General features: G+C 60.1%; 21 protein-coding genes. 9 read left to right on the top strand and 12 right to left on the bottom strand.

Translation table 11 applies throughout. The features are described 5' to 3' along the window. The first annotated feature begins 50 nt into the window (after positions 1 to 50). Both IV454_RS08060 and IV454_RS08055 read left to right on the top strand, forming a co-directional pair. Positions 51 to 506 carry an Lrp/AsnC ligand binding domain-containing protein gene (locus tag IV454_RS08060; RefSeq protein ID WP_054265452.1) on the top strand — a complete coding sequence of 152 codons (456 nt, stop codon included), beginning with the start codon at positions 51 to 53 and terminating at the stop codon, positions 504 to 506. Between the two features lie 130 nt (positions 507 to 636). Then, positions 637 to 2,199 carry a methyl-accepting chemotaxis protein gene (locus IV454_RS08055; RefSeq protein ID WP_206091047.1) on the top strand — a complete coding sequence of 521 codons (1,563 nt, stop codon included), beginning with the start codon at positions 637 to 639 and terminating at the stop codon, positions 2,197 to 2,199. Positions 2,200 to 2,679: 480 nt separating this feature from the next. Here IV454_RS08055 and IV454_RS08050 read toward each other — a convergent pair whose 3' ends face one another. Continuing rightward, the gene (locus IV454_RS08050) at positions 2,680 to 3,630 is read right to left on the bottom strand and encodes a LysR family transcriptional regulator (RefSeq protein WP_054265450.1); all 951 of its coding nucleotides are present in this window, start codon (positions 3,628 to 3,630) and stop codon (positions 2,680 to 2,682) included. A 144-nt stretch (positions 3,631 to 3,774) separates the two neighbouring features. On the opposite strand from IV454_RS08050, the gene IV454_RS08045 reads away from it, so the two are divergent. Further along, positions 3,775 to 4,062 carry a hypothetical protein gene (locus IV454_RS08045; RefSeq protein ID WP_206091046.1) on the top strand — a complete coding sequence of 96 codons (288 nt, stop codon included), beginning with the start codon at positions 3,775 to 3,777 and terminating at the stop codon, positions 4,060 to 4,062. Between the two features lie 85 nt (positions 4,063 to 4,147). On the opposite strand, the gene IV454_RS08040 is transcribed toward IV454_RS08045, so the two are convergent. The 5 genes from IV454_RS08040 to IV454_RS08020 form a co-directional block, all read right to left on the bottom strand. Then, the gene (locus IV454_RS08040) at positions 4,148 to 4,744 is read right to left on the bottom strand and encodes a chalcone isomerase family protein (RefSeq protein WP_229522126.1); all 597 of its coding nucleotides are present in this window, start codon (positions 4,742 to 4,744) and stop codon (positions 4,148 to 4,150) included. Positions 4,745 to 5,178: 434 nt separating this feature from the next. Beyond that, the gene (locus IV454_RS08035) at positions 5,179 to 5,454 is read right to left on the bottom strand and encodes a YfhL family 4Fe-4S dicluster ferredoxin (protein WP_054265448.1); all 276 of its coding nucleotides are present in this window, start codon (positions 5,452 to 5,454) and stop codon (positions 5,179 to 5,181) included. 14 nt (positions 5,455 to 5,468) lie between these two features. Beyond that, entirely contained in the window at positions 5,469 to 5,966 is a 498-nt protein-coding gene (gene coaD / locus IV454_RS08030) for a pantetheine-phosphate adenylyltransferase (protein WP_206091045.1), read from the bottom strand. A gap of 120 nt (positions 5,967 to 6,086) precedes the next feature. Then, positions 6,087 to 6,731, bottom strand: a complete 645-nt coding sequence (gene rsmD, locus IV454_RS08025; protein ID WP_206091044.1) for a 16S rRNA (guanine(966)-N(2))-methyltransferase RsmD — start codon at positions 6,729 to 6,731, stop codon at positions 6,087 to 6,089. Between the two features lie 229 nt (positions 6,732 to 6,960). Next, on the bottom strand, positions 6,961 to 7,857 hold the full coding sequence (locus IV454_RS08020) for a DUF6279 family lipoprotein (protein ID WP_206091043.1): 897 nt from the start codon (positions 7,855 to 7,857) through the stop codon (positions 6,961 to 6,963). A gap of 27 nt (positions 7,858 to 7,884) precedes the next feature. Here IV454_RS08020 and glmU point away from each other — a divergent pair, with 27 nt between their 5' ends. Beyond that, positions 7,885 to 9,261, top strand: coding sequence for a bifunctional UDP-N-acetylglucosamine diphosphorylase/glucosamine-1-phosphate N-acetyltransferase GlmU (gene glmU, locus IV454_RS08015; RefSeq protein ID WP_206091042.1), 1,377 nt, complete (start codon positions 7,885 to 7,887; stop codon positions 9,259 to 9,261). A gap of 221 nt (positions 9,262 to 9,482) precedes the next feature. Here glmU and IV454_RS08010 read toward each other — a convergent pair whose 3' ends face one another. From IV454_RS08010 to IV454_RS08000, 3 genes are all read right to left on the bottom strand, one after another. After that, positions 9,483 to 10,679 (bottom strand): ABC transporter permease, encoded by a 1,197-nt coding sequence (locus IV454_RS08010; RefSeq protein ID WP_206091041.1) that lies wholly within the window; start codon positions 10,677 to 10,679, stop codon positions 9,483 to 9,485. Continuing rightward, complete coding sequence (locus IV454_RS08005) at positions 10,676 to 11,446, bottom strand: ABC transporter ATP-binding protein (RefSeq protein ID WP_206091040.1); 771 nt, start codon at positions 11,444 to 11,446, stop codon at positions 10,676 to 10,678. Before IV454_RS08005 ends, IV454_RS08010 begins: the two co-directional genes overlap by 4 nt. 105 nt (positions 11,447 to 11,551) lie before the next feature. Next, entirely contained in the window at positions 11,552 to 12,019 is a 468-nt protein-coding gene (locus tag IV454_RS08000; RefSeq protein ID WP_206091039.1) for an Lrp/AsnC family transcriptional regulator, read from the bottom strand. A gap of 162 nt (positions 12,020 to 12,181) precedes the next feature. Between IV454_RS08000 and glmS the strand changes: the two genes are divergently transcribed. Next, positions 12,182 to 14,011 (top strand): glutamine--fructose-6-phosphate transaminase (isomerizing), encoded by a 1,830-nt coding sequence (gene glmS, locus IV454_RS07995; protein ID WP_206091038.1) that lies wholly within the window; start codon positions 12,182 to 12,184, stop codon positions 14,009 to 14,011. Positions 14,012 to 14,374: 363 nt separating this feature from the next. On the opposite strand, the gene IV454_RS07990 is transcribed toward glmS, so the two are convergent. Continuing rightward, entirely contained in the window at positions 14,375 to 15,169 is a 795-nt protein-coding gene (locus tag IV454_RS07990; protein WP_206091037.1) for an SIR2 family protein, read from the bottom strand. Positions 15,170 to 15,496: 327 nt separating this feature from the next. Between IV454_RS07990 and IV454_RS07985 the strand changes: the two genes are divergently transcribed. Then, a protein-coding gene (locus tag IV454_RS07985) for an IS3 family transposase (protein WP_206091036.1) occupies positions 15,497 to 17,067 on the top strand; the annotation gives its coding sequence in 2 pieces (ribosomal slippage) (positions 15,497 to 15,953 and positions 15,953 to 17,067; 1,572 coding nt in all). A 20-nt stretch (positions 17,068 to 17,087) separates the two neighbouring features. Here IV454_RS07985 and IV454_RS07980 read toward each other — a convergent pair. Further along, positions 17,088 to 17,249 (bottom strand): non-canonical purine NTP pyrophosphatase, encoded by a 162-nt coding sequence (locus IV454_RS07980; protein ID WP_229522306.1) that lies wholly within the window; start codon positions 17,247 to 17,249, stop codon positions 17,088 to 17,090. A gap of 23 nt (positions 17,250 to 17,272) precedes the next feature. On the opposite strand from IV454_RS07980, the gene IV454_RS07975 reads away from it, so the two are divergent. Genes IV454_RS07975 through IV454_RS07965 form a run of 3 tightly spaced genes read left to right on the top strand, consistent with a single transcriptional unit; the run spans position 17,273 to position 20,055 of the window. Next, positions 17,273 to 18,247 (top strand): beta propeller repeat protein, encoded by a 975-nt coding sequence (locus IV454_RS07975; RefSeq protein WP_206091035.1) that lies wholly within the window; start codon positions 17,273 to 17,275, stop codon positions 18,245 to 18,247. Positions 18,248 to 18,271: 24 nt separating this feature from the next. Further along, on the top strand, positions 18,272 to 19,630 hold the full coding sequence (locus tag IV454_RS07970) for a hypothetical protein (protein ID WP_206091034.1): 1,359 nt from the start codon (positions 18,272 to 18,274) through the stop codon (positions 19,628 to 19,630). After that, positions 19,627 to 20,055 (top strand): hypothetical protein, encoded by a 429-nt coding sequence (locus IV454_RS07965; protein ID WP_206091033.1) that lies wholly within the window; start codon positions 19,627 to 19,629, stop codon positions 20,053 to 20,055. Before IV454_RS07970 ends, IV454_RS07965 begins: the two co-directional genes overlap by 4 nt. Before the next feature lie 320 nt (positions 20,056 to 20,375). Here IV454_RS07965 and IV454_RS07960 read toward each other — a convergent pair whose 3' ends face one another. Further along, entirely contained in the window at positions 20,376 to 21,194 is an 819-nt protein-coding gene (locus IV454_RS07960) for a helix-turn-helix transcriptional regulator (protein ID WP_206091032.1), read from the bottom strand. Positions 21,195 to 21,290: the final 96 nt, after the last annotated feature.

The following is a 21,290-nucleotide window of genomic DNA, read 5'->3' as shown; positions in this document are numbered from 1 at the left end:
GTTTTTGGTGAGACAATTTCACCAAATAAAATTTATTGCGGAGATCTCGAATGCTGGACAAGATTAGCAAGAAAATTCTGTCGGAACTGCAAAGCGACGGCCGGATCAGCAACGTGGAACTCGCGGCGCGGGTGAACCTGTCGCCGGCGGCTTGCCTGGAGCGGGTGCGTAAACTGCACGAGTCCGGCTACATCATGGGCTACACGGCCCAGCTCAATCCCCAGTTGCTCGACGTTTCCTTGCTCGTTTTCATCGAGGTCGTGCTCGACCGCACCACTCCCGAAGTCTTCGATGCCTTCAAGAATAGCGTACAAATCATTCCCGAAGTGCTCGAATGTCACATGGTGGCCGGCGGCTTCGACTATCTGGTCAAGGCGCGGGTCAAGGACATGGCGGCGTATCGCGAATTCCTCGGCAAAACCCTGCTCCAGAAGGGCGTACGCGAAACCCACACCTACGCCGTCATGGAAGAAGTGAAAAATACCACCAAACTGCCGATCAAATAAGCACTTGGTGGAAATGTTTTTCTTTGGACACATTGCCTTGCAAATGCGTTGAGCTTCCCCTGGTTATGCTGTAGGTTATGAATCTCGGATTGCGGGATACTCAGCGCGCCAGCGGTGGCCAAGGGAACACATGAAGCAACTTCAATCGACGTCGGCGCGGCTCGCGCTCGGCTGCTGCGGGGCTGCCGCCGGCGGCGTCCTCGCCGTGTTCCTGATTGGCCTGGCGGCCGGGCCCGCGCTGGGGCCGGTATCCGCGGCCGCCGTCGCCGGGGTGGTCAGCCTGGGACTCTTCCTGCTTGTGCAACAGAAGGGCGATGGCGGCCATAGCCAGGAATTTATCGCCGTGGTCGGTCACTCGATCGACGACATCATGATCGGCGCTGCCGAAACCTCGTATTTTGTCGACTCGGTCAAGAAAAAGATCGAAAAAGATGTGCAGACCGCGGTCGGCATCGTCGCCAGCGCCGAGGATGTGGCGCACACGACCGAGCAGATCGCCGCCAATGCCGAGCGCGCCGCCAAGGTGGCCGCCGAGGTGCGCAGCGAAAGCGTGGCCGGGCGCGCCGAGGTGGCCGAGGGCCTCAAGCGCATCAGCGACGCCCGGGTCGACGCCCAGCAGGCGGCCAGCATCATGAGCGCGTTGCAGGAAAAGTCCAAGGCCATCGCCGGTTTTACCGACGTCATCACCGAAATTTCCGCGCGCACCAACCTGCTGGCGCTCAATGCCGCGATTGAAGCGGCGCGGGCCGGCGAGCACGGGCGCGGCTTCGCGGTCGTTGCTGGCGAAGTGCGGCAACTGGCGCATCGCACCCGCGAAGCTGCCGGGGAAATCAGCATGATGGTGCGCGCGATTAACGAACAAGCGGCAACGGCCAGCGTGGGCATGGCGTCGCTGGTCACCCTGGTGAACGATGCGGCCGGCAATGTGGAGCGGGTGCACGGTTTCCTGGGCAATATCGAACGTTCCTCCGGTGTGTCGGAATCGGAAATCGGACAGATTGCGGGGGTGGCGCGCACGCACGTTGAAACGACACGCAGCATTTCCGGGGCACTTACACAGATCCGCGACAGCATGCTCTCGACCAACGCGGAGTTGCCGCGCGCGACCGGCTCGGCGATGGCACTGGCCGAGAAGGCTGAATCGATTGCCGGGGCCATGGGCGAATCGTCGCTGGCGAGCTCGCACGATCCGATCCGGATGGCGGCGCAGCAGGCAGCGGCCGAGGTCGGGCAGCTGTTCAGCGCGGCGCTCAAGGCGGGCCAGATCAGCCACGAAGCGCTGTTCGAGCGCCGTTACAAGCCGATTCCGAATACCGATCCGCCCAAGCACACGACACGCTTCGATGCCTTTACCGACCGCGTGCTGCCGGCCTTGCAGGACGGTTTATTGGCGAGTATGCCGCAGCTGGCGTATGCGGGGGCGGTCGATGATCATGGCTACTTCCCGACGCACAACAAGAAGTTTTCTCAGCCGCTCACGGGCGATTACGATGTCGATATGGTGAACAACCGGACCAAGCGGATTTTCAACGACCGCACCGGGTCGCGTTGCGGGTCGAATACCAAGCCGTTTTTGCTGCAGACGTACAAGCGCGATACCGGGGAAGTCATGCACGACTTGTCGGTGCCGATTTATGTGGATGGGAAGCATTGGGGCGGGTTCCGGGTTGGGTATCGGTCGGCGGCCAAATAGGCACCGATTGTCGAGACCTGCTAACCCTCAAAACGTCGCTAAAATGCGTCGCTAACCCTAAAACCGTCGTTAACCTCAAAACCGTTGCTAACCCCAAAACTGTCGCTAACCTCAAAACTGTCGTTCCTGGCATTGCCAGAAACGACTTCCCGCGCAGCCTCCAGTTTCAAGGAAACTCCTCAAATCTCTTGGAACTGTGCAAGCTCAGAGGCCGGTGCCAAATGGCGTTAACTTAAGCTCCGTCTTTCCCGCGCAGGCGGGAATCCATAGCACCTTCGCTCAGTTGAGGTGCTATGGGTTCCCGCCTACGCGGGAACGACGGTTTTGACGCCTGTGGTCGCAAAGCTGCGTAACTTAGCGGCAAAGGCTAGTTCCTGGAGAGGCGGGAACCCAAGTTTTTTGCGCAGCCGCGGACCTAAGAACTTGGGTTCCCGCCAAGGGGGCCGCCAAGGCCGGGAACGACGTTGAGGGCGGCAATACTCAATCGCTATTCGCCACCGCCCTCAGGGTCGTGGTATTCATCCCCTCCAGATGCTTGCGCAGCCATTTATGCGTGGGGCTGCGGGCGTCGCGTTCGTGCCAGAGCATGTCGAGGTGCACCGCCGGCAGACTGAATGGCAGCTCGCGCCACACCAGCGCATCGGTCATGCCGGTCGATGCGATCAGGTGCTTCGGCAGCACGGTAACCAAGTCCGAATTGGCCACCACCCTCCCCGCCGTGAAGAACTGGTTCACCGTCAGCAAAATGCGCCGCTCGCGCCCCACCTGCGCCAGCGCTTCGTCCACCAGGCCATGCGCGCGCCCCGAAAAACTGACCAGCAGGTGATTCGCCGCGCAGTAATTATCGATCCCCAGCTCCACCTTGGCCAGCGGATGGTTCTTGCGCATCACGCATACGTAATGCCCCGAATACAGCCGCTCATGGCGGATCGGCGAACTGGTGTCGCTCGACAGCTGCGCGGCCACGCCAGGGAAGAAACCCACCGCCAGGTCGATATCGCCACGCAGCAGCATCGGACGCGGCTCGCGCGTCGTCAGCGGCACCATGCGCACGTTCACACCAGGCGCCTCGCTCTCGATCGAACGCATCAGCGAAGGCAGCCAGAACGCCGCCGTCGCGTCCGCCATCGCCATGCGGAAGGTCGCATGCGCCTTGGACACGTCGAAGGTTTCCGGCGTGACTGCCGCTTCCAGCCCGGCCAGGGCCTGGCGCACCGCCGGCCACAGCGACTCGGCGCGCGGGGTCGGCTTGACGCCGTAGGCTGTGCGGATGAGCAATTCGTCGCCCAGACTCTCGCGCAAGCGCTTGATCGCGTTCGATACCGCAGGTTGGGTCATGGCCAGGTGGCCGGCCGCGCGCGTCAGGTTTTGCTCGGTCATCACCGCGTCGAACACACGCAGCAGGTTCAGGTCCAAGGTCAGAAAGCTCATGGCGATTCAGAAAAGTTGGCGATTAGGTATCATACCGCATTCCATTCACGATTAATATAATCGGTATTAGATATTGGAATTGGATTTATATGTTGCGTTGCACTATAGTTGATACATAACAACTGCTACTGCGATTTCAACATCATGTCTATTTTGCTGCAAACCACGGGCGCCACCGCCTTTTCGCTGCTGCCGCTGGTGCGCGGCGTGGGTCTGGTGCTGGCGATCGCCGCAGTGGCACTGTTCTTCAAGCCTTTGCTCGGTGGCATCTTCCGCGCGCTGGTGCTGGTGGTCAAGCCGCGCCTGAGCAAGGACCAGCAAGCCGCCCGCCGCAATATGCGCAATGCCAAAGTGCTGCAACGGATGACCAATTCATCTTCCGGCAACGCCAGCCTCACCGCCGAACTGCGCGCCATGGCCGCCCGTTCCTGATTGCCAGCCAGTCGCGCAAGCGGCCGCGCAAAAAAAAGCGGCGCCCGGTAATCTACCGGCGCCGCTTTTTTATCGATCAGGAATCTTATTTCCCTGAGAGCAGAGCTGTCTTCAAGCTCGAATCGACCGGATGGTCGCCCATCCAGATACGCAAGATCGCGTTGTAGAACAACAGGTCGGGCACGACTTCGCCGATTTTCTTGCCATTGAACTCGCACTGGGTGCCCGTGCCCGGAATCCAGTCCATGTGCAGCACATCCCCTTTTTTCAGCACTTGGAGCAAGGCAAACATTTCGCCGAACTTGCTGATCTGCGGAATGATTTTGGCTTTTTCGACGTTGTCGACGTTGCGGCTGAGGCCGTTCATGAAGGCGTCGCCGAATTCATCCGACGTCAGGTCGCGCATCAGCACGATGGTGACGCGGCGCGGGCCATCCATCTTCAGGATCTCGGCGAAGGATTTGCTCTTTTCCGGCAGGTACAGCGAGGCGACATACACCTTGGCCACGAACTTCTGGCGCATCCCGTAGCCGTTGAGCTTGAGCTCCTTGCCGGCCACCTTGACAGTATCGTCCAGCTTGACGCCGCTGATCTCCGCCGCGGAGGCACCCTGGCCGAAGGCGCAAGCGAGGACTATTCCTGCCAGCAAGCCCTTGAAAGTAAAACTGTTCATTGCGATCATGGTGTCTCCAGTGATTAATCTATTTTTGTTCCGCATGAAAAGCGCTCATGCCAGCCTGCGGCTCGCCGGCACCAGATGGGTCGACCGTGCGCGCCAGCATCTTCCTTCAACGCAGCAGCGGGCGTGACGGTAGACAAGGCCATAGCGCCAACGTATTTACGCGGCGGGTATTATAGTCTTTACGTACGGTCGAAATGGCGCCGGAATGTGCAGTGCGAGGAAAATTTAATGTAGGCGAACTAATGGACTAGGTAAATATACCATTGAATTTCACAAAAAAATTGCCCCGAAGGCATTTTAAACGGGCTTTTTGATGATTTCAAAACAAAAATATGACCTCAAAGGCACATTAATTTGTAATTTGATAATAATTTCTTGAGGGGCGTCAAGCCGGCTGTGCTGCTGCGGCGGCTGTGCCCATCGGACTTTGTCTGTCAGGGCAGCGGCGATGCTGGCGCATCCTTGCCGGCAGTGAGGCGCTCGTACTTGGCGCGCAACTGTTCCGGCGTCTCGCGCCAGGCCGGGTTGAACGGGATGCAACTGACCGGGCACACCTGCTGGCACTGCGGTTCATCGAAGTGGCCGACGCATTCCGTGCATTTGTTGGGATCGATCTCGTAGATCTCGGCCCCCATGTAAATGGCATCGTTCGGGCACTCGGGCTCGCACACGTCGCAGTTGATGCAGTCGTCGGTAATCAGTAAGGCCATGATTGCTCCGCTTTTTATTCGGAAGGCGGCGCCATCGTGGCGATCTTCTTCTGCAGCCAGCGGTCGACCGAGGGAAACACGAACTTGGAAACGTCGCCGCCCAGCATCGCAATTTCGCGCACGATGGTGCCGGAAATGAACTGATACTGGTCGGACGGGGTCAGGAACAGGGTTTCGACGTCCGGCAGCAGGTAGCGGTTCATGCCCGCCATCTGGAACTCGTATTCGAAGTCCGACACGGCGCGCAAGCCGCGCACGATGACCCTGGCGTCATGCTTGCGCACGAAATCCTTGAGCAAGCCTGAAAAACTCTCGACCTGCACATTCGGATAATGGCCCAGCACTTCGTTGGCAATTTCCAGGCGATCGTCCAGCGAGAAAAACGGACGTTTGTTCTTGCTGTCGGCTACGCCCACGATCAGGCGGTCGAACAGCCCGGACGCACGGCGCACCAAATCCTCATGGCCGCGCGTGAGCGGGTCAAAGGTTCCTGGATAAACGGCTACAACCATTGCGGCTCCCTAGACATGCACCAATATAGAACGCGCATTATGCCTGAAAATTATGCGTGGTCCCCACTGCGGCCTTTGGCGGGGAAGATCGCGGCCGAACAAACCGCCGCACTATCGTGTTTACGCTGCCGCTTTGCGCAGCTTGAGCAGGTAATAGAAGACGATCCCGGCCTTGTCATGACGCACCGCTTCCCACGGCGCCAGCCAGTCGGGCACGGCGCTGCCGTCTTCCGGCTCGAACGGCAACGGCGCGCCGGATTCGGCATACACCAGGCCGTCTTCGGCGAGCAAGCCGGTGCACAGAGGCAGGCTGCGTTCGAGCAGGTTTTGCTGGTACGGCGGATCGAGGAACACCAGAGCGTAGCGCTGGCCACGCAGGGCCATGTTGTGCGCGCTGGCCAGGGCCTCGCCGCGGGCGACCTGGACGTTGTCGGCCTTGAGCTTGATTTTGACATCGCCGAGCTGGCGCACGACCGGCGTGTGGCTGTCGATCATGGTCACCGAGCGCGCGCCGCGGCTGGCCGCCTCGAAACCGAGGGCGCCGCTGCCGGCAAACAGGTCGAGCACGTCGGCGCCGGCCCAGTTGGCGTCCCACAGATGGTTGATCCAGTTGAAGACCGTTTCGCGCACCCGGTCCGGGGTGGGACGCAGGCCGAGCGCGTCGAGCACGGGCAAGGTCGAGCGTTTCCAGGCGCCGCCGATGATGCGGACTTGTTTTGGCGGCGGCGGACGGTGCACCGGGACTTTGGCGGGTTTCTTTTGCATGGCGACAAGGGGGGATTGCTGATCCGGCGCACTATATCACGGGGGTGGGGAGCGTTGCGCCGGGCGCTGGGGAACTTGGGCACCCGCCTGCGCGGGTGCGACGGGGTGACGGGGTGACGGGGTGACGGTGTGACGGGGACGGGGACGGGGACGGTGTGACGGTGCGGCGGTGCGGCGGTTAAGGCGCGCCGCTGCCAAGGGGCAACGGCGCCAAGGGGCAAGAAGCGGCTTATTTGGTTTCCGCAGCCAGGGTGTTGAAGTCGCTGATCCATCCCTGCATGCGCTTCTGCGCATGGGCTTTCTGCTCCGGCGTGGCGATTTTCACCGCCGTCAGGATCATTTGCATTGTGCCATCGGTGTAGGTATCGAAAAACTGCTTGTGCTGCGAGCCCTGCGTACGCACCAGCAGCTCCTTGATCAAGCCCTGCACCAGCGGCGTGGCCGCCTCCTTGCCCAGGTTCTCCTTGTCGATCTTGCGCAGCACGCTCAGGATCTTTTGCTGGCGCTGCATGCGTTCGTCGAGCCAGATCTGGTTGTTCAGCGGACGCGCGTCGGACGCCTTGCGCAACTGCGCTTCCTGATCGCGGCTGAAGTCGCCGAACCACAAATCGAACTGCTCCATCGACTTCTTGAAACGTTTTTCCTGCAACTCTTCCACACTGCCACGGATGAACTTCTTGCGGAAGGTTTCGTTGTTCTTCTCGAACTTCTTTTCCAGGTGAGCAAGTTGCTCGGGCTTGATGGTGAGCGCCAGGTCGGTCAGTTCCGGCACGGCTTTCTGCGCCAGCAAGTCGGTGCGCGCCATGATGTCGCGGTAATCGGCGTCCAGGTCAGCCTTGCTCAGGTTGCCGGCAAGTTGGCGCTGGGCATTCGTGAGGATGTGGATATAGTCCTTCAACTGGGTCTGGCGATGCCATTTGAACAGTTCCTTGATATCCTGCTTGACCTCCGGCGCCTGTTCCGAATCGAGGTCCACATAGGCGTCCAGCCACCAGTACAGCAAGGTGTCGCCCTGGTTGTAGGCCAGTTTGATGCCGCTGCAGGCGGTCAGTACGGCTACGATTGCCACAAGGCAAAGGACGCGAAAGCGCTGGGAAAGTGGTTCCTGCGTGTTAAACTTTTTCATTTATTAACTCTTTTTGAACGAACGCTTATGAACGTAGTGATTCTTGCCGCTGGAATGGGAAAGCGTATGCAATCTGCGCTGCCGAAAGTGCTGCACCCGCTGGCGGGCAAACCCCTCCTGCAGCATGTGATCGATACGGCAAGGGCACTTGCACCGAGCAAATTATGCGTTATTTACGGGCATGGCGGCGCAGCGGTGCCGGAGATGCTGAAACGCCAGGACAGCACGGGCCATGCCGCCATCGATACCGCCCTGCAAGAACCGCAGCTCGGCACCGGCCACGCGGTCAGCCAAGCCGTGCCCCAGCTCGATGAAGATGTCCCGACCCTGATCCTGTACGGCGACGTGCCGCTGACCACCGTGGCCTCGCTCAAGGGCCTGGTCGACGCCGCCGGCACCGACAAGCTCGGCATCCTGACCGTAGTGCAGGCCAATCCGTTCGGCCTGGGCCGCATCGTGCGCGAAGGCGGCACGATTACCCGCATCGTCGAGGAAAAGGATGCCAATGAAGCCGAACGCGCCATTTGCGAAATCAACAGCGGCATCATGGTCGCGCCGACCCGCCATCTGAAAAAGTGGCTCGGTTCGCTGTCGAACAATAATGCGCAGGGCGAGTATTACCTGACCGATATCGTGGCCCAGGCGGTGCTCGATGGCGTGCCGGTGGTGTCGGCGAACCCGTCGGCCGAGTGGGAAGTTGCCGGCGTCAACAGCAAGGTGCAGTTGGCCGAGCTGGAGCGTCGTCACCAGCTCAATATCGCCAACGCGCTGCTGGAAAAAGGCGTGACCCTGCTCGACCCGGCCCGCATCGATGTGCGTGGCGAACTCATTTGCGGCCGCGATGTGACCATCGACGTCGGCTGCGTGTTCGAAGGCAGGGTGGAACTGGGCGATGGCGTGAGCGTGGGCGCGCACAATGTGCTGGTCAACGCGCGCATCGCGGCGGGAACCAATATCAAACCGTTCTGTCATATTGAAGACGCGGTAGTGGGCGCCAAGTCGGTGATCGGGCCTTACGCACGCTTGCGTCCGGGCACCGAGCTGGCGGAAGATGTCCACATCGGTAACTTTGTCGAGATCAAGAACAGCCAGATCGCGGCGCACAGCAAGGCCAACCATCTGGCCTATGTGGGCGATGCCACGGTCGGTTCGCGCGTCAATATCGGCGCGGGAACGATCACGTGCAATTACGACGGCGCCAACAAGTTCCGCACCGTGATTGAAGATGATGCGTTCATCGGCAGCGACAGCCAGCTGGTGGCGCCGGTTACCGTCGGTAAGGGTGCAACCCTGGGTGCCGGTACCACCTTGACCAAGGATGCGCCAGCCGGCAAGCTGACCATTTCGCGCGCCCGGCAGATGACGATCGACAACTGGTCGCGTCCGGTGAAGGTCAAGAAGTAGGTCTTATCCAAGGCCCTCCCGCGCAGGCGCGAACCGTGCGCGGGAGAGACTGCAAGCGGCAGTAAGTACTTGGGCTCCCGCCTCGCGCGGGAGCGACGGTTTCCAGGCAAGCGGCGAGTTTCAGGGTTTCCAGGCAAACGGCGAGCTTCAGGGTTTCCAGGCAAGCGGCGAGCTTCAGGGTTTCCAGGCAAGCGGCGAGCTTCGGGGTTTCCAGGCAAGCTTCAGGCGGCCAACGCCGACGCCACATTCGCGCGTGCCGCCTTGAATGCCGGCACCAGCGCCGCCATCAGGGCGACCGCCAGCACCGTCACCACCGCCATCAGCATGCGGTTCAGATCCAGCTCCACCGGCATCGGCAGCGAAAACGCGCGCTGCGCTTCCGCCTGCACGGTCACCCTGTTGATGATCCACGCAACCACCCCGCTCGCAATCAGGCTGACAGCCACGCCAGCAACCGCCATCCCCAGCGCTTCGGTCACCAGCATCAGGAACACGGAATGGCTGCGCATGCCCAGCGCGCGCAAGGTTGCCACTTCGCGGCGCCGTTCCAGCGCGTTGATCGACATGGTGGCGGCAACGGTCGCCGCGATGACCGCAAACACCATTCCTGCAATGCTGTCGAACGCCAGGTCGGACGCGCTGCGCGCCCGTATGTAGGCCTGCGACAATTCCTGCCAGGTGCGCACCTCGGTGCCGATGCCCGCCTTGCGCAGCGCCGCCGCCACCACCGTGCGCTGCAGTTCCAGCAGGGCCGGGTCGGACAAATACACCACGAAGCGCTCGGTGCGGTCGGTATTGAGCAAGTCCTGCGCCAGTTCCAGCGGCATCAGCAGCGAATGGAGGTGATCATCGTGGCCGGGCAGCGAATATACATCGACCACCTGGGCGATGACTTGCCTGGGCGCCGAATCGGCCACCGCCGCGGTCAAGGTCAGCGGGCTGCCGACCCGCAAGGCGAGTGCGCGGGCCTTGGGCTGGCTGATGGCAACGCCGTTGCCGACCGGGGATTGCAGCTTGCCCGGCGCACCTTGCAGGCCCGGTACCAGCGGCTCATCGGGCACGCGCACGCCCTGCCCCGCGAACGTGGCCGAATGCCCGCTGCTGGCGGCAATGCCCGCCACACTGATTTCCGGCACGACCAGCGCGATGCCTTTCATCCTCGCCAGCAGCGAGCGCGTGCGCTCCGCTTCTTCCGGACCGAACAGGCGCACATCGCCAGCGGAAGCGGCGGGAACCACGCTCAGGTGGCCCATCCGTTCGCGGATCACGGCCTGGTACTCGATGCCGGCGCGGGTGCTGGCGATATTGCCCGCAAATAAGTCGAGCACGCACAGGCTGGCACCGATCAGCACGATCGCCAGCACGCTGCGCGCGCGGCCCAGCATCAGGGTGCGCAGGGCCAGCCGGTAGGGACTCATAGCTGGACCCGGAAAGGTTCGCGGCCGGCATCGGCCAGCACGGCGTGCAGGCGGCCGTCGAGCAGCTGCAAGGTGCGCGTGACTCGGTTGAGCTGGCGCTGGTCGCGGGTCGAGATGATGAAGGCCGTACCGTGCTCGTGCTGCTGCTGGGCGAACAAATCCATCACCAGGCGGATGCCGGCGCTGTCCAGGCGCGAGGTGGGCTCGTCGGCCAGCACCAGGCGCGGCTTGGCCAGCAGCGCCCGCGCGATCGCCACGCGCTGGCTCTGGCTGGGATCGAGCCGCTGCGGATAGGTGTTGGCGTGGGTCGCCAGGCCAAGCAGGCCGAGCAGCTCGTCGGCGCGCGCATAGGCGGAGTGCAACTCCTTGTGCGCCAGGCGGCCGCGCAACATCAGCGGCAGCAGCACGTTTTCGCGCGCGGTCAGCACCGGGATCAGGGTAAAGGCCTGGAACACGAAGCCCATCATTTCGTTGCGCAAGTCGGCGCGGGCTTGTTCGGGCAGGCGGGCGATCAGCAGGTTGGCGATCACGACACTGCCTTCGTTGGCAAATTCGAGCATGCCGATCAGGTTCAGCAAGGTGGTCTTGCCGCTGCCCGCCGGACCGCAGATGGCGACCATTTCCGCCATGCCTATCTGCAGGTTGATGCCGTCGAGGGCATGCACGGCGGACAGCCCGCCCCCGTAATACTTGTGCACACCAGTCAGGCGCACCAGATCGCCATGCGGCTTGGGCGCCGGCCCCGCGTGTTCCAGGATGTCATTCATCTCCACCTCCCGCCTCGTCTCGCCCGGCGTCCACCGGGACGCGCAGCAGCTTCGAGTAGAACCTGTTTCCGCCGGGCCGCCGTTGAGATTGCTCAAAGGAAATATTCAGACGGCGATACGGGTTTCGAACTTGCTGCGGAAGGTAGAGAAATAGGCTTTCACGTTACGCACATTGGTGCGCGTGGCAAACAGGCGGTGCGCCAGGGCGTGGTAGGCGGGCATGTCGGCCACCTGGACGATGAGCACGAAATCCGGCCCCGGAGCGACCCGGTAGCATTGCAGCACGGCCGCTTCGGCCGCCACGTGCTGCTCGAACTCGTCCATGCGCTCGGCGGCCTGGACATCGAGGGTGATCTCGACGATGGCGGTCAGGCGCGCGCCCACCTTTTCCGGCGCCACGATCGCCACCTGGCGCTCGATGATCCCGCCCTCGGTCATGTATTTCACGCGGCGCAGGCAGGTTGGCGGCGACACGTGGACCAGCTCGGCGAGCTCCGCATTGGTATGCGATGCGTCAAGCTGGAGGATATTCAAAATGCGACGGTCGACGTCGTCGAGATCATTGTCGGTCATGGATTGCGGTGATTCGAAAAGAAAATTGTCAATATATGAAATATAAATTCATGTCTCATGAGTGATGAAATAATTAATCAATATGACATTAAATTAGAAAGCATATTTCATGGTAGCTCAACTACGATCTGCGCATTCAATAATTTTCAGATCGAGGTCATCATGTGCGGTATCGTCGGAGCAGTAGCACAACGCAATATCACTCCCATCCTGGTCGAGGGCTTGAAGCGGCTTGAATACCGCGGCTACGACTCGTGCGGCGTCGCGCTGCATGTCGACGGCAAGCTGCTGCGTTCGCGCAGCACCTCGCGCGTGGCCGACCTGGAAACCCAGATCGCCAGCGCCGGCCTGCAAGGCTTCACCGGCATCGCCCACACCCGTTGGGCCACCCACGGCGCGCCGGCATCGCACAATGCGCACCCGCACTTTTCGCCAACCGAAGAGAATGCCCGCATCGCCCTGGTCCATAACGGCATCATCGAAAACCACGACGAGCTGCGCGCCGAACTGACCGCGCTCGGCTACGTGTTCCAGAGCCAGACCGATACCGAAGTCATCGCCCACCTGGTCGACCACATGTATAGCGGCGACCTGTTCGAGACCGTCCAGCTGGCCGTCAAGCGCCTGCATGGCGCCTACGCGATTGCCGTGTTCAGCCGCGAAGAGCCGCACCGCGTGGTTGCCGCGCGCCAGGGTTCGCCGCTGATCGTCGGCGTCGGCAAGGGCGAGAACTTCGTCGCCTCCGACGCCATGGCGCTGGCCGGCACCACCGACCAGATCATCTACCTGGAAGAAGGCGACGTGGTCGACCTGCAACTGGCCAAGGTCTGGATCGTCGACGTCGACGGCAAGCCGGTCGAGCGCGAAGTCAAGACCGTGCACGCGCACACCGGCGCGGCCGAGCTGGGCCCATACCGTCACTACATGCAGAAAGAAATCTTCGAGCAGCCGCGCGTTATCGGCGACACGCTCGAAGGCGTCACCGGCATCATGCCGGAACTGTTCGGCGACAACGCCTTCAAGGTCTTCAAGCAGATCGACCGCGTGCTGATTCTGGCTTGCGGCACCAGCTACTACTCGGGCCTGACCGCCAAGTACTGGATGGAATCGGTGGCCAAGGTCCCGGTCCAAGTCGAGATCGCCAGCGAATACCGCTACCGCGACAGCGTGCCGCATCCGAACACCCTGGTGGTGACGATTTCGCAAAGCGGCGAAACGGCCGACACCCTGGCCGCGCTCAAGCATGCGCGCAGCCTGGGCATGGTGCACACCCTGACCATTTGCAACGTCGCCACCAGCGCCATGGTGCGTGAATGCGCGCTTTCGTACATCACCCGCGCCGGCGTGGAAGTGGGCGTGGCATCGACCAAGGCCTTCACCACCCAGCTGGCCGCCTTGTTCCTGCTGACCCTGACCCTGGCGCAAGTCAACGACCGCCTGTCCGACGAGGAAGAAGCGACCTACCTGAAAGAAATGCGTCACCTGCCGGTGGCGATTTCCGCGGTGCTGGCGCTGGAACCGCAGATCATCGCCTGGGCCGACGACTTTGCGCGCAAGGACAATGCGCTGTTCCTCGGCCGCGGCATGCACTATCCGATCGCCCTGGAAGGTGCCCTGAAGCTCAAGGAAATTTCGTACATCCACGCCGAAGCGTATCCTGCGGGCGAACTCAAGCACGGCCCGCTGGCGCTGGTGACCGATGAAATGCCGGTCGTCACCATCGCACCGAACGATGCGCTGCTGGAAAAGCTGAAATCGAACATGCAGGAAGTACGCGCTCGCGGCGGCCAGCTGTATGTGTTCGCCGACGTCGATTCGCGCATCACCTCGGGCGATGGCTTGCATGTGATTCGTTTGCCGGAACACTATGGCCTGCTGTCGCCGATCCTGCACGTGGTGGCGCTGCAATTGCTGGCGTATCACACCGCGCTGGCCAAGGGCACGGATGTGGACAAGCCGCGTAATCTGGCCAAGTCGGTGACGGTCGAATAAAGACTGCTGTCTTGGTGACTCGACTGTGCACGAACAATTAAGTTTGACACACAACAATTAAGTTTGACACAGCGAGAATAACGGTGAGTGCAACCAAGAAAGTCAGACGGAAAACAGTAAGGTTCATCCGGGTCCACCGTCCGGCCCATTGCCGGAGGGTGGAGCCGTTGAAACAATTGTAGAGTGAGTACCTTGATCGTCTGCTTTCCGCTGCGAGGAGGCGATCGACCTTTCCTCTGTAATTACCTCCAAAGCTTGCTAGCGATCAGTGACTGACTGCGGTATCTCGTTAGCTTTTAGCCGCAGATACCCCCAGCTTCCGGCAGGGACCAGGGACCGTCGTTCACCTGGTGATATTCAAAGTCAGGTGACCAACTCTTGAAGAAACTCCGTAAGCGCTTTTTCTGGGTCGTCCTCTTCCGAAACGATCATCTGGATTCCCCAATGGCTCAGGATTTCCTGCGCCACCGGGTTTGGTCGATTGGTGAAGATATATGACCTCGGCCTTGCGGACGCAAGGGTAGATCGACCCCACATCTCGGTCAGGCGATAGAACAGGAGGCGAATGTTCAGATCGTTCAGGCTGTAGCCAATGAAGAGAACGGAACTGCCCAGCACGTCATTGCGGAGCTTGATATCTAGCGGCGTATCGAAATTCAGCCGCTGGAAATAGCTGGTCTCGTCAAGGACGATCGAGTCGTCTGCATCGAAGTCACCATGAAACTTGATGATTTGCCGGCGACCATCGATTACGGAAGCAAGATCGGCCACACTGGCGACCTTGTGGTACTTTACGCCAAACGCATCGTGAGCGTACTCCAGCCATCGGTCGTAGTTGGTGGTGTAGATGCGGGAGAAATTACCCTGTGTGATCAGTCGGTGAATGTCGGACATGGAGATGTTCGTTGTTGGCTTATGCCATTCACGGTCCATCCAGCTGCGCAGCGGCCCGAGCCCGCCCTTTTGCTTCTTGTAAAATTCAGCAAGGGCCAAAGGAGTCCCGTAGGTAGCGAAGATCTTTGGATCGTACCCTAGCTCCTCCGCGATGTGCGCTATCAAAGCGTTCCAAGTGGGCAGACCAAGGTTTGCAGACACTCCTGCGCCCACAAACAACATCAGCTTGCCCATGCGATGCGCATCAAGCAGTTCATCTTTCATTTTGTACCCTTTGTAGACTTGAGGTGAGCGGCAAACAAGTCGAGTGCTTTGCCCCCTGTGTCAGACTACTTGTCGGGTGTGTTTTTGAACAAATTATGTCCTGATCTTGATCGTTGTGGTGGGGTTTAGGGTTCGTTCTTGTGCCTTATTTCTAACATCGTTTCCGGGAGCGGGGGACGGGTGTTACGGGTGAAGCGCAGCGGAACCCGTTCCCTCAAGACGTCAGGTTTTCGATTTCTTGTTCGAGCAGGACGGACTCCGATGCTTGGCCCACGGCCAGCGACGGAACTAGTTATCGCCTCTAATTTTCAATATATAGAGGCACCAATGTCATCAAAATATCCCGAAGCATTTATCGAACAAGCCCTGGTCAAAGTGTATTCACGAGGCCACCGGTCGGTCAAGTCGGTCGCCGAAGACCTGAATGTGAATCACCACACGTTAAAATATTGGATGAAGAATAAAGTTGTGACCATTAAGGACGCGCCGACGGCGCGCGAGAAGCGCCCTCAGGACTGGACTGCCGCGGAGCAGTTTGCCGCATTGCGGGCCACCCATGGCTTGTCCGACGAGGCTTTGCAGGCGTGGTGCCGCGAGCACGGCATATTCCCCCATCATCTGACCAGCTGGGAGGCGGCCTTCTGCGGAGAGGTAAAAGAGCCCGCAACGGGCGTGCGCGAAATGCGCACTTTGAAGGACAAGGTTGCAAAGCTCGAGCGCGAGATTGTGCGCAAAAATGGCGCGTTGGCGGAGGCGGCCGCGTTGCTGATCCTGCAAAAAAAGTTCCGCGCGCTGTGGGAGGACGAGGAATGATGACCGACCTCCCGCAGCGCGACCAGGTGATGGATTTGGTGGCCGAGGCGGTCGGTTCCGGCGCGCGCCAGTGGCGGGCCTGCGAGGTGATTACGCTGAGCGAGCGGACCTTGCAGCGCTGGCAGAACGACAAAGCTGAGGGGGCTTGTGATCGACGGCCGGCACGGGTGCAGACACCCAAGAACCGCCTGAGCGATCTGGAACGCAAGCGCGTACTGGAGATCGCCAACTCACCCGAATTCGGCCACCTCCCACCAAGCCAGATCGTGCCACAACTGGTCGACCGGGGCGAGTACGTCGCCTCGGAGTCGACGTTCTATCGCTTGCTGAACGCGGCAAACCAGCTCAAGCACCGTGGGGCCGAGAAGCCGGCAAAACCCCGCCACAAGCCCCGTGCGCTGGTGGCAACAGCACCGGGCCAGCTGTTTAGCTGGGACATCACCTATCTGCCGACGACGGTCATGGGCATCTATTTCTATCTCTACCTCTTCATGGATATCTACAGCCGCAAGATCGTCGGCTGGCAGGTCTACGAATCGGAAAGCAGCGAGCTAGCCAGCGAGGTGATGCGCGATATTTGTTTGCGTGAAAATATCGCGCCAAAACAGGTGGTGCTGCACTCTGACAACGGCAGTCCGATGAAGGGTGCCACCATGCTTGCAACGCTGCAAAAGCTCGGCGTCGTCCCATCGTTCAGTCGGCCCGCGTGTAGCAATGACAACCCCTTCAGCGAAAGCCTCTTCAAAACGCTCAAGTACCGCCCAGCCTACCCGCAGCGCTCATTTGAAAGCCTCATGGCCGCGCGGCAGTGGGTCGGCACGTTCGTGCGTTGGTACAACGAGGAGCACCGTCACAGTGCCATCCAGTTCGTCACGCCGGCACAGCGGCACGCGGGCCTGGATGGCGAGCTGCTGCGCAAACGTACGGAGGTCTATGAGGCGGCCAAGGCCGAGCGCCCGGAGCGCTGGAGTGGCGACACGCGAAGCTGGGCGCCAGTCACGACCGTGCACCTCAATCCGGAAAAAAGTGTCACGGAGACCGTCACCAAAAAGGAGAAAAATCCAGAACTCAAAAAAGCAGCATAGAAACCGCGTTTAGGCGACAACTAGCTTGCAAATTTCCGTTTGCGGCGCATCGAGATCTCGTCCTTCGCCGCTCCCATCTCAGCGAACGTCTGAGTGTAACCATCCGGGATGAAGACGCAATCCCATTGGAAGTCAGAGGGGCCGGCAGGATTGCGAGGTACACTTCCGTCGATCGTAATCACATCAAATTTCAAAGGAGTTCATTGTGAACCCATTCTTAGATGAAAAACGTTGGACCGAAGTGTTCTCGGATTTTGAAATCGTCGATCTGGCGATCCAGGAAAAGGGCATCCTGCAAATGTGTGCCAGAAAAAAAACCCCCCTTCATGAGGCATCGCTCTTGTTCGATTCGCAGATTCCCACGCGCATCATTTCACTGTTCACCGGACGCCCGACTGGGGATAATTGCGGCTATCAGGAGTTGGAAGGGATGGCGTATCCGGTGGTCGGTGTTGCTCGCGCACCGTTTCCGCGCCCTAGCGGCCTTGTCGCTTCAAAGAACCGCGATGGTGATGTTTGGCCGCGCGGCAACGGTAACGGCCCGTTGGAGCATATTGCGCCCGGCAAGTCGCCATTTCCGGAGAAGCTCAAGTGCATCGGCAGCGTCACCTATTCGGTTGGCGCTGGCCGTGCCGTATACAAGCGCGTCGAAGTCGGAAAATGGGTGCCGTTCCAGGACGGTTTTCCAACGGTTGAGGTCACGACAGGCCAAGGATTTCGTGATCTTGACGCGTTTTCCCCATCCGACATGTATGCAGTGGGTGGGCATGGCGATGTATGGCATTACGATGGTGCACGATGGAAGCAGATGGGTTTCCCCAGCAATGTGCAGCTTGCCACAGTGACCTGCGCAGGTGACGGCAACGTGTATATTTCGGGCGAAGGGGGCAGTCTTTGGATGGGAGAAAAATCGACCTGGAAATCGATTTACCACGGCACCTCCAGCATTCTCTGGAATGACGTCTTGTGGTTTCAGAACCGGCTGTGGTTATCGTCCGATTACCAATTCCGTCAGTGGGACGGCAAGGAACTCATTCCGGTCGAGCACGAGGGAAAAACCGTATCGATCTGGGGACATATGGATGTGTTCGATGGCTTGCTTGCCATCGCGAGTCCGCAGCACGTTAAGAGCTTCGATGGACAGGCATGGACAAATTTGGTTTCTCCTTTTGCCGCCTAAGCGCGCAGGCCGAGTGCTCTCCCAATGACGACACTACCCATTCCCAGAATTATTGCGCCACTTATTCGGCGGCATGCCGAAGACGCGGCATTTTATTGGGCGCTGCTTGATGGCTCCGTGATTACGCCACGCTTGAGTCTCGATGGCTTGACCCGGTTTGGCGACATGCTCGATGCCCATCTCGAGGGCCTGCAAGTCGCCGGGCAGGACGGCTTGGTGCCTTGCCTGGCCGCTCTTGAACGTTGGAGAAAGGCCGCTGGCGCTTTCGTTTATGCCCATCAGGTTTTTTGTCTCAACGAGCCTGTCGCCATGGAGGCATTGTTGGTGCAGGTTCGCGCACGCCCGGAGGAACTGCTACGCGGCGTGATCAGCGCGCTTGCCTGGCGGCCGCCAGAACAGGTAGCAAGCATCGTCCGGCGCTGGACCGGTGCCGATGTTGAAGTCATCCAGCAGGTCGCGGCGCTGCGCGCGGCCGCGCTGCTGGATGCCAATGCTGTAGGCCTGCTTGGCCAGCCTGTCGAGGACTTCCTATACAGTTCGGATGCACATATCTGTGCCGCTGCGTGCCGTGTTGCCGCGACAGTGCCGCATCGCCCCCTGCTTGAAGCGGCGCTGACACGTTGCATTGTCAATCCCGCCATGGCAGTACGCGCCGAGGCTGCCATCGCGCTCCACGCTCTCGCCCGTCAGGCACCCAGGGGCAACGACGAGGGGAATATTGCGCTCGCAAACACCGTCTGGCAGTGCGTGGTCGAGCAAGTCGTTGTGTCCAACGAATCAACGGGCTGGTACCGCCACCAGGCACTACGCAGGCTCCGGCGTTGGGTGCGAAACCTGGCGACGATGATTCCGCTCGGGCACGACAAAATTCCCGCTCTGCTGGACTTCATGCCGCCTCGGATCAGTTTGCACTTTGTTGCCTATCACGGCGATTCGGCCCATCTGGCGTACGCAATCGCCAAGATGTCGCACCCGGACACCAGCCGCTATGCCGGCTGGGTATGGCAGACCATCACCGGCGTGGACCTGGAATCGGCAGGTTTGACGCTGCCTGAACCTGCGCTATCGGGTGATAGCGCAGGGATAAGCGAAGCACGCTCGGATGCGGATCACGGGTTGCCGCTGCCTGATATGGAGGCGATTGCGCGCTATTCCACGGCCCATCTGCCTGCCCGCCAGCGCTGCCTGTCCGGTCAGGGTTTGACTCCACTATTCGCTGTCGCGGTGCTGGAAACGGCACCGCAGGCCCACCGTAGCGTGGCCAGTCACTTCCTGCGCCAGTGTTATCCGCAAATAAAGCTGGCGCCGCGTGGACGGATCGAAGATCAACTTGCAACCATCAAGCAGTTACGACGCCTGTTAATCGACGAGGAAGTGCGATGAGTAGACCACTCAATCCTTGGGACGATGCAAGTATCCTGGCGCAGCGCTTGCAGTGTACGAACGCCCGTGTCTACATCATTATCGGCGCTACAGAATGGTGCTCCCGGTGCCGGGACGTCCGCGTACAATTCGACCTCTACGCTGACCATCCCTTGTTAGACGAAACGTGGCTGTGGCTGGATCTGGTAGAACATGGCGAATTCATCGGGGACTATCAACCAGAGAATCTGCCTATGCTGATTTTATATCAAGGCGCCCAGCTGTTGGCTTGCCTTGAGATTGAAACCGTAGGCCATGGGTTTGAAGCCACAGTCGATCTTTTGAGAACACCTAGTCTTAGCTCTGGTGAAAAAAAGCATCGCTCGGCAATAACCGATCCAGGCATCCGTGAACGTTTGCTGGTACAAGATTGGGCGGTCGAATAGCCGACATTGGATAGAACGGGCCTGATAGAAGCCGACCGGTAGCCGCTTTTGGAACAACTGAACCACTCCACTACAACTGCAAGCGAATTAATTCAGCATTGGGCAATCTGCCGCCCGCTATCTACGAACGAAAAAGGACAGCACGGGAACCTATCGTGGTGTCCGAAGTTACTTGACCACAGCAGTCAGAAAGAGCTGAAGTCACAGGAAAAGGGCGCTCCTATCGCTGACTTCGGGCGGCTTGAACTGCTCAACCCACTACGCTCTCTGGCCGAGTGAAGCGAGCGAATAGAATAAGGAGGAACACGTTCGATTTCATTTCATCCGTGTCCGTCGGTGAATCGAAATTGCAAGGGCGTGCACCCAACCGTGCTTCGGAAGAATTTGCTGAAATGCGTGGCCTCCTTGAATCCGAGCTTGCCGGCAATGACGCCGACGGGCCAATCGGTGTGTATGAGAAGACGCTTGGCCTCTAGGCTCAGTCGCCTCAAAACGAATTCCTTGGCACTGATGCCCTTGGCGTCGAGCACCGCACGCGTCAGGCTTCTTTCCGTGCAGCTCAATTCGGCGGCGTAAGTGCCGATGTCCTTCCACTCAGTGAAGTGTTGCTCCACCAGTTCCTTGAACAGATGGAAGCGCTTGAGCGCCGGCCGCTTGCGTGGTTGCTCCAGGTGTTCGTCGCCGTAGGCCACGACAAGCCAGGACACCAGCGCGTAGAGCGCGTGGCGCAGATGCGCCTGCACGGCCTCGACCCATTCGGCAGACCGGCCACGATCTCGCCGCGCTGGACCCGAGCCATCCGGGTCATGAGCTGCGGCGTCCTGCCGCATCCACTCGATGGCGGTTGTTGCGCGCGTCAGGCCGTCGGTATCGACTTCTAGGCACGTCGGTAAGCGCTCAATGTTGAACTCCGAACGCAGGCTCTCGTCCGATGAGGCGGGCCAGAGAAACTCCGGGCGCACCAGCAGTATCCAGCCGTCCCAGTCCTCACGTTCTCCGAAGTTATGGGCCTGTCCTGGGCGAACCACGACCAGGCTACCGGCCTGGCCGGCGCAGGGCTCGAAGTCCAGCAACTGGATGCACTGTCCCTCGGTCACCAGGATCAGCATGTAGAACGTATAGCCGTATGTTCGGCGCATTCCCTCTCGGCTGGTCCTGCGCCGGAGCTCCGAGACCCGGAAGACCTCCAGGTCGTAGGGATACGACCCTTCGGGCTGGTAGCGGATTTCCTGTAC

Origin of the sequence: Massilia antarctica (assembly GCF_015689335.1) — a bacterium.
GTDB classification, from domain to species: Bacteria; Pseudomonadota; Gammaproteobacteria; order Burkholderiales; family Burkholderiaceae_D; genus Telluria_A; species Telluria_A antarctica.
The sequence above is the reverse complement of the archived record's forward strand: the minus strand, read 5'-3'. Positions and strand labels throughout refer to the sequence as shown.